This is a genomic window from Cytobacillus sp. FSL R7-0696, from assembly GCF_038006865.1.
In the GTDB taxonomy this organism is placed as follows: Bacteria; Bacillota; Bacilli; order Bacillales; family Cytobacillaceae; genus Cytobacillus; species Cytobacillus kochii.
On sequence record NZ_JBBOWA010000001.1, the window covers coordinates 1,735,908 to 1,748,437 of the forward strand.

The 12,530-nt window shown below is 38.0% G+C and carries 14 protein-coding genes; 12 read left to right on the forward strand and 2 right to left on the reverse strand.

Features of this window, described 5'->3' with window-relative positions; all coding sequences use genetic code 11:
* The first annotated feature begins 62 nt into the window (after positions 1 to 62).
* The 7 genes from mnmE (at position 63) to MKX29_RS09185 (ending at position 7,745) form a co-directional block, all read left to right on the forward strand.
* Entirely contained in the window at positions 63 to 1,448 is a 1,386-nt protein-coding gene (mnmE, locus tag MKX29_RS09155; RefSeq protein WP_224937010.1) for a tRNA uridine-5-carboxymethylaminomethyl(34) synthesis GTPase MnmE, read from the forward strand.
* A 51-nt stretch (positions 1,449 to 1,499) separates the two neighbouring features.
* A complete protein-coding gene (mnmG, locus tag MKX29_RS09160) occupies positions 1,500 to 3,389 on the forward strand; it encodes a tRNA uridine-5-carboxymethylaminomethyl(34) synthesis enzyme MnmG (protein WP_224937009.1) in 1,890 nt (629 codons plus the stop codon).
* Positions 3,390 to 3,404: 15 nt separating this feature from the next.
* Positions 3,405 to 4,124, forward strand: a complete 720-nt coding sequence (rsmG, locus tag MKX29_RS09165; RefSeq protein ID WP_224937008.1) for a 16S rRNA (guanine(527)-N(7))-methyltransferase RsmG — start codon at positions 3,405 to 3,407, stop codon at positions 4,122 to 4,124.
* 111 nt (positions 4,125 to 4,235) lie between these two features.
* Positions 4,236 to 5,129: a nucleoid occlusion protein gene (gene noc / locus MKX29_RS09170; protein WP_224937007.1), complete on the forward strand. Its 894-nt coding sequence runs from the start codon at positions 4,236 to 4,238 to the stop codon at positions 5,127 to 5,129.
* Positions 5,130 to 5,372: 243 nt separating this feature from the next.
* The gene (locus MKX29_RS09175; RefSeq protein WP_095371337.1) at positions 5,373 to 6,134 is read left to right on the forward strand and encodes a ParA family protein; all 762 of its coding nucleotides are present in this window, start codon (positions 5,373 to 5,375) and stop codon (positions 6,132 to 6,134) included.
* The gene (locus MKX29_RS09180; RefSeq protein WP_095371338.1) at positions 6,127 to 6,981 is read left to right on the forward strand and encodes a ParB/RepB/Spo0J family partition protein; all 855 of its coding nucleotides are present in this window, start codon (positions 6,127 to 6,129) and stop codon (positions 6,979 to 6,981) included. Before MKX29_RS09175 ends, MKX29_RS09180 begins: the two co-directional genes overlap by 8 nt.
* Positions 6,982 to 7,043: 62 nt before the next feature.
* Entirely contained in the window at positions 7,044 to 7,745 is a 702-nt protein-coding gene (locus tag MKX29_RS09185; RefSeq protein ID WP_095371339.1) for a DUF554 domain-containing protein, read from the forward strand.
* Positions 7,746 to 8,063: 318 nt separating this feature from the next.
* Here MKX29_RS09185 and yyaC read toward each other — a convergent pair whose 3' ends face one another.
* Positions 8,064 to 8,681 (reverse strand): spore protease YyaC, encoded by a 618-nt coding sequence (gene yyaC / locus MKX29_RS09190; protein WP_224937006.1) that lies wholly within the window; start codon positions 8,679 to 8,681, stop codon positions 8,064 to 8,066.
* A 207-nt stretch (positions 8,682 to 8,888) separates the two neighbouring features.
* Between yyaC and MKX29_RS09195 the strand changes: the two genes are divergently transcribed.
* From MKX29_RS09195 to rpsR, 5 genes are all read left to right on the forward strand, one after another.
* Positions 8,889 to 9,080, forward strand: coding sequence for a DUF951 domain-containing protein (locus tag MKX29_RS09195; RefSeq protein WP_180317033.1), 192 nt, complete (start codon positions 8,889 to 8,891; stop codon positions 9,078 to 9,080).
* A gap of 306 nt (positions 9,081 to 9,386) precedes the next feature.
* Entirely contained in the window at positions 9,387 to 10,487 is a 1,101-nt protein-coding gene (ychF, locus tag MKX29_RS09200; protein WP_341105128.1) for a redox-regulated ATPase YchF, read from the forward strand.
* A gap of 260 nt (positions 10,488 to 10,747) precedes the next feature.
* Positions 10,748 to 11,035 carry a 30S ribosomal protein S6 gene (rpsF, locus tag MKX29_RS09205; protein ID WP_095371343.1) on the forward strand — a complete coding sequence of 96 codons (288 nt, stop codon included), beginning with the start codon at positions 10,748 to 10,750 and terminating at the stop codon, positions 11,033 to 11,035.
* A 37-nt stretch (positions 11,036 to 11,072) separates the two neighbouring features.
* A complete protein-coding gene (gene ssb, locus MKX29_RS09210) occupies positions 11,073 to 11,585 on the forward strand; it encodes a single-stranded DNA-binding protein (RefSeq protein WP_095371344.1) in 513 nt (170 codons plus the stop codon).
* A 45-nt stretch (positions 11,586 to 11,630) separates the two neighbouring features.
* Positions 11,631 to 11,870: a 30S ribosomal protein S18 gene (gene rpsR, locus MKX29_RS09215; RefSeq protein WP_095371345.1), complete on the forward strand. Its 240-nt coding sequence runs from the start codon at positions 11,631 to 11,633 to the stop codon at positions 11,868 to 11,870.
* A gap of 57 nt (positions 11,871 to 11,927) precedes the next feature.
* On the opposite strand, the gene MKX29_RS09220 is transcribed toward rpsR, so the two are convergent.
* Positions 11,928 to 12,422, reverse strand: coding sequence for a hypothetical protein (locus MKX29_RS09220; protein ID WP_341105129.1), 495 nt, complete (start codon positions 12,420 to 12,422; stop codon positions 11,928 to 11,930).
* Positions 12,423 to 12,530 lie beyond the last annotated feature (108 nt).

The following is a 12,530-nucleotide window of genomic DNA, read 5'->3' on the forward strand; positions in this document are numbered from 1 at the left end:
AATTTTTTTCATAGATTGAAGGATGAGTAATTATAGATAAAAATGAAATGAGGTGAAGCCGCTTGGAACTTGATACAATAGCTGCTATATCTACTCCCATGGGTGAAGGCGCAATTGCAATTGTACGGCTGAGCGGACCTGAAGCTTTTGATATAGCGGATCATTTATTTAAAAGTGTGGGAGATAAACGATTAAAAGAAGTCCCATCTCACACAATTCATTATGGCCATATTATTGATCCGAAGACTGACCAAGTTGCTGAAGAAGTAATGGTTTCGGTCATGAAGGGTCCAAAGACGTTTACAAAAGAAGATGTGATTGAGATTAACTGTCACGGTGGACTCGTTTCTGTCAATCGCGTCCTGCAATTGATGTTGACAAATGGTGCTCGCTTAGCTGAACCAGGTGAATTTACAAAGCGTGCTTTTTTAAATGGGCGCATTGATTTATCGCAGGCGGAGGCAGTGATGGATTTAATCCGAGCGAAAACGGATAAGGCAATGAATGTCGCCTTAGGTCAAATGGAAGGTAGATTGTCAAACTTAATTCAAAGGTTACGACAGGAAATTCTAGAAGTACTTGCCCATGTGGAAGTGAATATTGACTATCCTGAATATGATGATGTCGAGGAAATGACCCATCAGTTACTATTAGAGAAGGCCAGCTTCGTTAAAAGGGAAATCGAGCAGTTGCTACGTACATCCCAACAAGGGAAAATTTTACGTGAAGGTTTATCAACGGTAATCGTTGGACGCCCAAATGTTGGTAAATCTTCGTTATTAAATAGTCTAGTCCATGAAAATAAAGCGATTGTGACAGATATCCCAGGTACGACAAGAGATGTAATAGAAGAATATGTGAACGTAAGAGGCGTACCATTAAAATTAGTAGATACGGCTGGTATTCGGGAAACAGAAGATATTGTTGAACGTATAGGGGTAGAGAGATCACGACAAGTATTAAAAGAAGCGGATCTTATTTTACTCGTTGTGAACTATTCGGATGAGCTTACGGATGAGGATATGAATTTGTTTAAAGCGGTCGAAGGCATGGATGTTATTGTCATCGTGAATAAAACCGATTTAGAACAAAAGATTGATATGGAAAAAGTGAGACAGCTCGCAGCTAATCAGAAGCTCGTGACAACCTCTTTATTAGAAGAACAAGGAATTAACGAGCTTGAAGAGGCGATTTCTGAATTATTCTTTACTGGCTCCATTGAAGCAGAAGATATGACATATGTCTCTAACTCAAGACATATTGCTCTTTTACACCAAGCGATAAATTCAATTAATGACGCAATAGAGGGTGTTGATCTGGGCACACCGATTGACATCGTACAAATAGATTTGACAAGAACATGGGAAATTCTAGGGGAGATTATTGGAGATAGTGTACAAGATAGTTTAATTGACCAGTTATTCTCTCAGTTCTGTCTTGGAAAATAAGAAAAAAACCGTTGATATAAATATAAAAATAGAAAAGGGAGGTAAAATGAAATGGCTTATGAAGCAGGTTCATATGACGTTATTGTTATCGGTGCCGGTCATGCAGGAGTTGAAGCAGGTCTTGCCTCAGCTCGAATCGGGGCAAAAACTTTAATGGTCACAATCAATCTTGATATGGTTGCCTTTATGCCATGTAACCCTTCAATTGGTGGACCGGCGAAAGGAATCGTCGTACGGGAAATTGACGCATTAGGCGGCGAAATGGGGAAAAATATTGATAAAACCTATATCCAAATGCGTATGCTTAATACGGGTAAAGGCCCCGCAGTAAGAGCATTAAGAGCACAAGCGGATAAATTTACGTATCAGCATGAAATGAAAAAAACATTGGAAAACCAAGAGAATTTAACATTATTACAAGGTATGGTAGAAAGTTTAATTGTTGAAGATGGTGAATGTAGAGGTATTATTACACAAACAGGCGCTACTTATTATGCGAAATCTGTTGTTATTACTACCGGTACATTCCTCCGTGGGGAAATTATCTTAGGAGAACTAAAATATTCAAGCGGACCGAATAATCAACAACCATCCATTAAGTTATCCGAACACCTAGAAGCTTTAGGTTTTGATATGGTTCGTTTTAAAACGGGAACGCCACCGCGCGTAAATAGTCACTCAATTGATTATAGTAAAACAGAAATACAACCAGGTGATGAAGTACCGAGAGCATTCTCATATGAAACGACTAAATATATTACTGAACAACTGCCTTGTTGGTTAACATATACGAACGAAAAAACGCATACGCTCATCGACAATAACTTACATCGTTCTCCGATGTATTCTGGTATGATCAAAGGGACAGGTCCTCGTTATTGTCCGTCAATTGAGGATAAGGTAGTTCGTTTTAATGACAAACCAAGACATCAAATCTTCCTTGAACCAGAGGGAAGAAACACGCAAGAAGTTTATGTACAGGGGTTATCAACTAGTTTACCTGAAGATGTACAACAAGACATTTTGCGGACGATTCCAGGTTTAGAAAATGTGCAAATGATGAGAGCTGGTTATGCAATTGAATATGATTCCATTGTACCGACGCAATTATGGCCAACATTGGAAACGAAAAAAGTGAAAAACCTTTATACTGCCGGTCAGATAAATGGGACATCCGGTTATGAAGAAGCAGCCGGTCAAGGTCTAATGGCAGGGATGAATGCGGCGCTGCATTCACTTGGTAGAGAGCAAGTAATCTTAAGTCGCTCTGATGGCTATATCGGGGTCCTTATTGATGATTTAGTAACAAAGGGGACGAACGAACCTTATCGTTTATTAACTTCTAGAGCGGAGTACCGTCTATTATTACGCCATGACAATGCGGATCTTCGTTTAACAGAAGTAGGTTATAAAGTGGGCATGATTAGTGAAGAACGTTATCAAAAATTCTTGTCTAAAAAACAGCAAATTGAAGAAGAAAAAATGCGTTTAAAGAAGATTATTTTAAAACCGAATGCTGAGGTTCAAGGTTTAATTCAATCCCTAGGTGGAAGTGAATTAAAAGATGGGATACGTGCAAGTGATTTATTAAAAAGACCAGAAATGTCTTATGCTCATATTGAACAACTCGCTAAAGCAACGAGTGAGTTAGATGATGATGTAAAAGAACAAGTAGAAATACAGATTAAGTATGAGGGCTATATTGAAAAATCACTACAACAAGTAGACAGACTGAAAAAAATGGAAAACAAAAAAATTCCAGATCAAATCGATTATGATGATATCAATGGGCTTGCGTCTGAAGCACGTCAAAAATTGAAATCAGTGCGTCCTCTATCTTTAGCACAAGCATCTCGTATTTCTGGTGTAAACCCAGCAGATATTTCTATTCTACTCGTTTATTTAGAACAAGGAAGAATTGCGAAAGTGGCTAATGAATAAGAGAGGATTGAACGCATGAATACAGAACAATTTGTTCATTTGCTTGAGGAGAAGGGAATTTCCCTCTCCAAGCAGCAAATGGAACAGTATGAATTGTACTATTCGACGCTTGTTGAATGGAATGAAAAAATGAACTTAACGGCCATTACAGAAAAAGATGAAGTATATTTAAAGCATTTTTATGACAGCATCTCAGCTGCCTTTTATTACGATTTCAACCAGCCGTTAAAGGTATGTGACGTTGGAGCTGGAGCTGGTTTTCCAAGTATCCCATTAAAAATTGCCTTTCCTCAAATACAAGTGACCATCGTTGATTCATTAAACAAACGGATTGGTTTTTTAAATCATTTAGCTGAAGAACTTGGATTAGACCATGTCGAATTTGTACATGATCGCGCGGAGACGTTTGGCAAAAACAAAAAATACCGCGAAAGCTTTGATCTTGTCACAGCTAGGGCGGTAGCAAGATTGTCAGTACTGAGTGAATTATGCTTGCCCTTAGTCAAAGTCGGTGGTACCTTTTTAGCTATGAAAGGTGCAGGGGCTGAACAAGAACTAGATAAAGCAAACAAAGCGATAACAACCTTTGGTGGTAAACTGATAGATTCACACACTTTCACATTACCGGAAGAAGAAAGTGAAAGAAACATTCTAGTAATTAAGAAAGAAAAATCTACCCCTAATAAATATCCAAGAAAGCCGGGAACGCCTAATAAATCACCGATTGAATCGTGAGTTTGAGCGTATATGGTTTTTTATATCACTATAAATTGATAGACAATCGCAGGAATTGTCTACTTTGTAGAGAATAGGTTATAGGGAGTTTCGTAAAGGTGGTGCAGGGTGATGAAGCATTCTTTCTCACGCCTTTTTGGCCTAGGCGAAAAGGAAAAAACAAATGAAGACAAGCTAGACGAACAAGCAGATATGGAAATGGAAGAGGCAGAGACATTAGCAAGCAAGGAAGAGGTAAAGAAGATCCCTATCGATCAAATCGTTCCTAACCGTTTTCAGCCTCGGACAATATTTGATGATGAGAAAATAGAAGAGCTTTCTCGTACAATTCATATTCACGGTATTATTCAGCCAATTGTCGTTAGAGAATACGGTGACAATCAATTTGAAATTATTGCAGGTGAGCGTCGCTGGCGTGCAATGAATAAATTGGGTTGGGAAGAAGTACCAGCCATTGTCAAGAATATGAGTGATACAGAAACGGCCTCAATTGCGCTTATTGAAAACTTGCAGCGTGAAGAGCTTTCGCCTATTGAAGAAGCGGTTGCTTATGGAAAGCTACTAGAGTTACATAACTTAACACAAGAAGCATTGGCACAACGTCTAGGAAAAGGGCAATCAACAGTTGCCAATAAATTAAGGTTGTTGAAATTACCAGAAGAAGTACAAGAATCCCTTTTAAGAAAAGAAATAACAGAACGACATGCAAGGGCACTTATTCCATTAAAAAGCCACGAGAAGCAAGTTAGCTTATTAGCTGAAGTCGTTGAAAAACAGCTAAATGTAAAGCAAACAGAGGACCGAGTGGTAAAGCTATTAGAAAAAGATCAACCAAAGGCAAAACCAAGAAGAAAAGCATTTAGTAAAGATATGCGTATTGCTGTCAACACGATTCGCCAATCGCTCTCAATGGTCTCTGATAGTGGCATAAACTTAGATTCACAAGAAGAAGAATTTGATGAATTCTATCAAATAACAATCAAAATTCCAAAAAAGAAAAAATAAATGACCTAGCCAATCTCAAATCACCTTTTGCGAGATATGGCTCTTTTTTTATCCTGAAAATAGCATCTGGAAGATTTTCTTATTTTTCTTAAAATAATTATTCTTCCCCTCACGTTCATGATAAAATAGATTCGTGCGTTCGAAAAAGGGAATGCGCACTAAAACAATGATGTCTTTAATAGGGGTTTTTAATAGATTACATACGTAGAAAAACAAACATGTGAAGAAAGCAGGTGAGTTCAAGTGGGGAAAACGATTGCTTTAGCTAACCAAAAGGGTGGCGTAGGAAAAACAACAACAGCAGTGAACTTAGGTGCATGTCTAGCTTCTATGGGCAAAAAGGTGTTGCTTGTAGATATAGACCCACAAGGAAATGCAACGAGCGGTATTGGTATTGAGAAGGCAGAAGTGGATTATTGCATTTATGATGTATTAGTGGACGATTTAGAAGCAAGTAAAGCCATCAAACCAACAATTGTAGAGAAACTGCATATTATACCTGCTACGATTCAACTAGCAGGAGCGGAAATTGAACTTGTACCAACAATATCAAGAGAAGTTCGTTTAAAAAGAGCTTTAGAAGACGTGAAGGAAAACTATGATTATATTATTATCGATTGTCCCCCATCACTAGGATTACTAACGCTCAATTCTTTAACAGCATCTGACGCCGTATTAATTCCTGTACAATGTGAATATTATGCGCTTGAAGGATTAAGTCAGCTGTTAAATACGGTGAGACTTGTGCAAAAACATTTAAATCAAGATCTGCGTATTGAGGGCGTTTTGTTAACAATGTTGGATGCAAGAACGAATTTAGGTATTCAAGTCATTGAAGAAGTGAAAAAGTACTTTCAAGATAAAGTGTATCGCACGGTGATTCCTAGAAATGTACGCTTAAGTGAAGCACCAAGTCATGGTGAGCCAATTATCACATACGATCCAAAGTCTCGCGGAGCAGAAGTATACTTAGACTTAGCAAAGGAAGTGTTAACAAATGGCTAAGGGGTTAGGTAAAGGGCTTAATGCCTTCTTTACGAATGTGGACAAAGAAAGTGAAGAAATAATTGAAGAAATCAAACTTAAGGAAATACGTCCTAATCCGTATCAACCGCGAAAAATCTTCACAAAAGAGAGTATAGAAGAGCTAAAACAATCGATTCTCACACACGGAATCCTCCAACCAATTATTGTTCGTAAAAGTATTAAGGGTTATGAAATTGTTGTTGGTGAAAGAAGGTATCGGGCAGCAAAAGAGGCAAATATGCAGACGATGCCAGTCATTATTCGCGATCTATCAGAACAACAAATGATGGAATTAGCTATATTAGAAAACCTTCAAAGAGAAGATTTAACGCCGATTGAAGAAGGCGCAGCTTATCAATTATTAATTGAAAAACTAAAAATCACACAAGAGGAATTGGCTAAGAGGTTAGGAAAAAGCCGACCGCATATTGCCAATCATATTCGCTTGCTTTCACTGCCAGCTAAAGTACAAGAGATGATTGCTGATGGAAAATTAACGATGGGTCACGGTAGGACACTTTTAGGGTTAAAGAAAAAATCCCTTATGGATACGGTAGTAGAAAAAGTGTTAAAAGACTCTTTAAATGTAAGGCAGTTAGAACAATGGATCGGGCAATTAAACGAAAAAGTTCCACGTGAAACAAAGAAGAAGGAAAATAAAGATGTGTTTATTCAATCACATGAATCTTCGCTTAGAGAAAGGTTCGGCACGAACGTTCATATTAAAAAAGGAAAAAAGAAAGGGAAAATAGAAATCGAATTCTTTTCTAACGACGATTTGGAGCGAATACTGGATCTTTTAGATCAGCAAAAAGAATCCATCTAGCCGCTTAGTCGTTTGCTAGATAGACATCATGAAAAGATAGAAAGTATATTTGGGTAGCTCTAATGTTTTTATTAGGTACAGTAGTCAATTCACTATTAATTATTGTAGGTACATTAATCGGTAAGTTCCTTAATCGTATCCCTGAAAAAATGAAGGATACAGTGATGCAAGCTATTGGCTTGGCAGTAATGGTACTTGGTTTACAGATGGGGCTTAAGAGTGAAAACTTCTTAGTGGTCATTCTTAGCCTCGTTTTTGGGGCGATGCTTGGAGAATGGTTAAAATTAGAAGATAGACTCAATCAAGTCGGTATTCTATTAGAAAATAAAATTGGATCCAATCATCAAGGTAGCATCTCTCAAGGATTTGTCACAGCAACATTAATTTTTGTTATTGGTGCAATGGGTGTCATCGGTGCGTTAGATAGTGGGATTCGTGGAGATCATTCGGTTTTATATACAAAATCAATTATAGATGGCTTCACGGCTCTAATCTTAACGACCACTTTAGGTATCGGTGTCATATTCTCAGCCATCCCTGTCTTTATCTATCAAGGATTGATTGCGTTATTTGCGACACAGATTGATAAATGGATTCCCCAAGCGTGGATGGACAGCTTTATTCTAGAAATGACAGCTACAGGCGGCTTAATGATTTTTGCTATCGGCTTAAACTTAATGGGATTAACAAAAATCAGGGTAGCAAATCTTTTACCGGGTATTTTTGTCACAGCCCTTGTCGTTTCTTTCTATTACTTCTTTTAATTTAAGTAACGAACAATCCTTGATAGGCATGGATTGTTCGTTTTTCTTTGGTTTCAAGTCTTTAATATAGGGTTGAATGAGATATTCGAGATCCAATGCGTAGAAAGATTCATGGGCAAAAGCAGTTAGACTACTCAACCTGCTTCCTTTCTTCATCATGGTTTTATGCATTCCAGCCTCATCAAATCAGCTTTCCAAAATGTCTTTATTTATGTCGATTCCAAAGAAAATACGCGGCGATTTGCGTCTAGAAAAACGAAAATCGTCACGTATCGGTAGATCTCATATTTATTGTCAGTCGGAAACTCTTGGGTCATATTATAAAGTCTGCTCTTTCCCCCAGTCGATAGGGATAAAATTAGCTTTTTCCATCAAAGTTACTTCATGGATGCCATTGGCAATGGTTTTGGCCATATTCATGACTAAGCTCAGTCTTGTATTCTGTAATACCATAAACTCCATAAACCCGCTCACATTAACGATGCCAGCAATATGTATATCACCAACTTCAGGTAAATCCTTATTTACTCCAGCACCTGGTTTGACAGGACCATCAGCAATTTGAATAATCCCCACACTTTTTACACGCCCTAAGCAGGCATCAATGCCGATAATAAAAGCATTAGGAAATTGTTCTTCAATATATGACAGTTTTTCAGATAAATTTACTGCATGAATAGGGTCTTCTAATGTGCCGAATACATGAAGGTTAGGAATAGATCGTTCTTTTAATAAGGTTCCAACTAATGGACCGAGCGAGTCACCGGTAGAGCGGTCCGTACCGATACAAATAAGGACGAATGGTCTTTCTTGTATATTACTCGGGAGAAACTGCTTGATTTCATGAGCAAGTTTATTAGTAGCACTTTGTTCATCGTGTGGAATCCGAGAGGTTAATTTAGGTTTCTTATCAAAAATACGTGGATAAAAATTCATCAAGCGTCACTCCTTCAATGTCACTCTATAGAAAAGAGCGCTTTACTTTCTTTTTTAGCGATTGAATTGAATAGTAGTAATAGTATACGGAATATTCACTCATTCTATACGTGATTAGGACACGAAATATATTTTCCTCTGATGTTTATTGGAAATATATTAGTAGGACAAGGTATAATAGTGAAATAGAAGTTGAAGAAAAGGGTGATGAAATTGGAAGAAAAACAATTTGATCTTAATAATATTGTTGAGATGAAAAAGGCTCACCCATGTGGAGCAAATCGATGGAAAATTATACGTATGGGCGCGGATATTCGCATTAAATGTGAAGGTTGCGGTCATAGTGTAATGATTCCAAGAAGAGAATTTACAAGAAAACTAAAAAAAGTATTGGCGTAATCAATGGTAAAGGTTGTCTTTACCATTTTTTTGCAGATAAGAAAGTGTGTTTTTCAATGAGTTTTCATGTCTAGCTCCAGGCGCTATCGGCTTTATGGTCTAAGCCAATTCGTCAAAAAGGTTAAAGAACAACCTTTCCACCGGCTCGTCTTATGCTTGTCGCCGATAGACGGGCGCCTTGCGCTTTTCTTAGAACGCTTAGTGAACTTGCTTATTTTTATACAAATCTCTATAATTGTTAAAGGCTTGTATAAAAATCGATTAATAATTTTTCTTAGATAGATTAAATGATTAGGAGTGACCTAAATGGCATTAACAGCTGGAATTGTCGGTTTGCCGAACGTCGGTAAATCCACCTTATTTAATGCAATAACTCAAGCGGGTGCTGAATCAGCGAACTACCCGTTTTGTACGATAGATCCTAATGTCGGTATTGTTGAAGTACCGGATGAAAGATTAGCGAAGTTAACTGAACTTGTTCAACCAAAGAAAACGGTACCTACCGCTTTTGAATTTACAGACATTGCTGGAATTGTTAAAGGGGCAAGTAAAGGTGAAGGACTTGGTAATAAGTTTCTTTCACATATCCGTGAAGTGGACGCGATTTGCCAAGTGGTTCGTTGTTTTGCTGACGATAATATTACTCACGTATCAGGAAAAGTGAATCCGATTGATGATATCGAAACAATCAACTTGGAACTGATTTTAGCTGACTTAGAATCCATTGAAAAACGCATTGTACGTGTAAGTAAGCTTGCGAAACAAAAAGATAAGGAATCTGTTTTTGAATTAGAAATTCTTGAAAAATTAAAAGAAGCTTTCGAAGCAGATCAACCTGCAAGAACAGTAGAATTTACAGAAGAACAAATGAAATTGGTTAAAGGGTTACACTTACTAACGATTAAGCCAATGCTTTATGTAGCGAATGTTGGTGAAGATGATGTGGCTGATCCTTCTACTAATGAATACGTTCAAAAAGTAAAAGAATTTGCATCCGCAGATAATGCAGAAGTGATTGTCATTTGTGCAAAAATCGAATCAGAAATTGCTGAGCTTGAAGGAGAAGAGAAGGAAATGTTCCTTGAAGAGCTTGGTATTGAAGAATCAGGTTTAGATCAATTGATTAAAGCATCGTACAGCTTACTTGGCTTAGCTACTTACTTTACAGCTGGCGTACAAGAAGTACGTGCTTGGACTTTCCGTAAAGGAATGAAAGCACCACAATGTGCCGGTGTCATCCATAGTGACTTCGAAAAAGGCTTCATACGTGCTGAAACGGTTTCCTACGACGACCTAGTTGTTGCTGGTAATATGAATGCAGCGAAAGAAGCTGGAAAAGTTCGCTTAGAAGGAAAAGAATACATCGTTCAAGACGGAGATGTTATGCACTTCCGATTTAACGTTTGATAAAATCCCCAATGAATTCTTGTAACAAAGAATTTATTGGGGTTTTTCTATAGAGTTGCAGAGGCGTATCGTCATAATGCTTTAACCGCAAAAAATGTTTCATCGTATTCGTTTTTTTCTATTTATGTTTCGTCTCTCTGTTTTTCCTTTTGAGGCAATTGCATATTGACCAAACGTATGATATACTTTTACCTTGTGAGTAATGAATAATTGCTCCTTGCCCTCACACGGGCCGTTTAGACCAAAAGGAGGTGAAAGTGATGAAAAAGTACGAAGTTATGTACATCATCCGTCCAAACATTGAAGATGAGGCAAAGAAATCTGTAGTTGAGCGTTTCGACGCAATCCTTACTGATAACGGTGCTGAAATCAACGAGTCAAAAGACTGGGGTAAGCGTCGTTTAGCTTACGAAATCAATGATTTCCGTGATGGATACTACCAATTAGTAAACATTAATGCTGATTCTAAAGCAGTTGATGAGTTCACTCGTCTTGCAAAAATCAGTGAAGATATTATCAGATACATCGTTGTTAAAGACGAGAAATAATAAATATGCTTAATTTTATCGAAAGGAGTTGATTCTGATGATGAATCGTGTAGTTCTAGTGGGGCGTTTAACGAAAGACCCAGAATTACGTTATACACCGAATGGAGTAGCAGTGGCTACTTTTACTCTTGCTGTGAATCGTACATTTACGAATCAAAATGGAGATAGAGAAGCGGATTTCATTAATTGCGTTGTTTGGAGAAAGCCTGCTGAAAACGTAGCGAACTTCCTTAAAAAAGGAAGCCTAGCTGGTGTCGATGGGCGCTTGCAAACACGTAATTACGAAGGACAAGATGGCAAACGTGTATATGTGACTGAAGTTCAGGCAGAAAGCGTACAGTTTCTTGAACCAAGAAATGCTGCAGGCTCACAAGGTGGCTCGAATCAATATGGTGGCCAGAGAGATGATTATTCTTATGGTGGCAACAATAATCAGAATCAACGACCATATGATAATAACCGCAGCAACCAAGGCCAAACTCGTGTAGATCAAGATCCATTCGCTAATAACGGTCAAATCGATATTTCCGATGACGATCTTCCGTTCTAAACCAATAAGGCTTTGAAAAAATAATAGGAAAAGGAGTGACAAAACATGGCTGGTGGACGCAGAGGAGGACGTGCGAAACGTCGTAAAGTTTGCTATTTTACTGCAAACGGAATCACTCACATCGATTATAAAGATGTAGATCTTCTAAAAAAATTCATCTCTGAACGTGGTAAAATTTTACCTCGTCGTGTAACAGGCACAAACGCTAAATACCAACGTAAATTAACGATTGCTATTAAGCGTTCTCGCCAAATGGCTTTACTTCCATTCGTTTCAGGTGAATAATAAGTAAAAGTTCAAACACAGTAGGCTTCGTGCCTACTGTGTTTTTTTAGGTTTAATTTAGTTTGTTTGAACACATGTTTCAAACGAGTCGGAAACCTGGCGATGAGTAGAAACTTGATAGGGTTCGGGTGGAAACGCGTCAAAAACCTGGGTAAAGGTAGAAATTTGATAGGATTCAGGTGAAAACGCGTCAAAAAATGGGGGAAGGGTAGAAAATTGATAGGATTCAGGTGGAAACGCGTCAAAAAATGGGGGAAGGGTAGAAAATTGATAGGATTCAGGTGAAAACGCATCAAGAAATGGGCGCAGAGTAGAAATTTGGTAGGATTCAGGTGGAAACTCATCAAAAACCTGGCCAAGAGTAGAGATTTGATAGGATTTGGGTGGAAACGCGTCAAAAACCTGGGTAAAGGTAGAAATTTGATAGGGTTCAGGTGGAAAATCCATCAAAAACCTGGCCAAGAGTAAAAATTTGATAGGATTCGGGTGGAAACGCGTCAAAAACCTGACCAAGGTTAAAAATTTGATAGGATTCGGACAGAAACGAGTCAAAAATTGCCCCAAAGTAAAAAATCTGATTGGGTTAGAGCGAAAACAATTGGAAGATAGCTGAGTAAACCCAGTTAGCACTCATTATTTGTAGCGGTTAGAAACACAAAG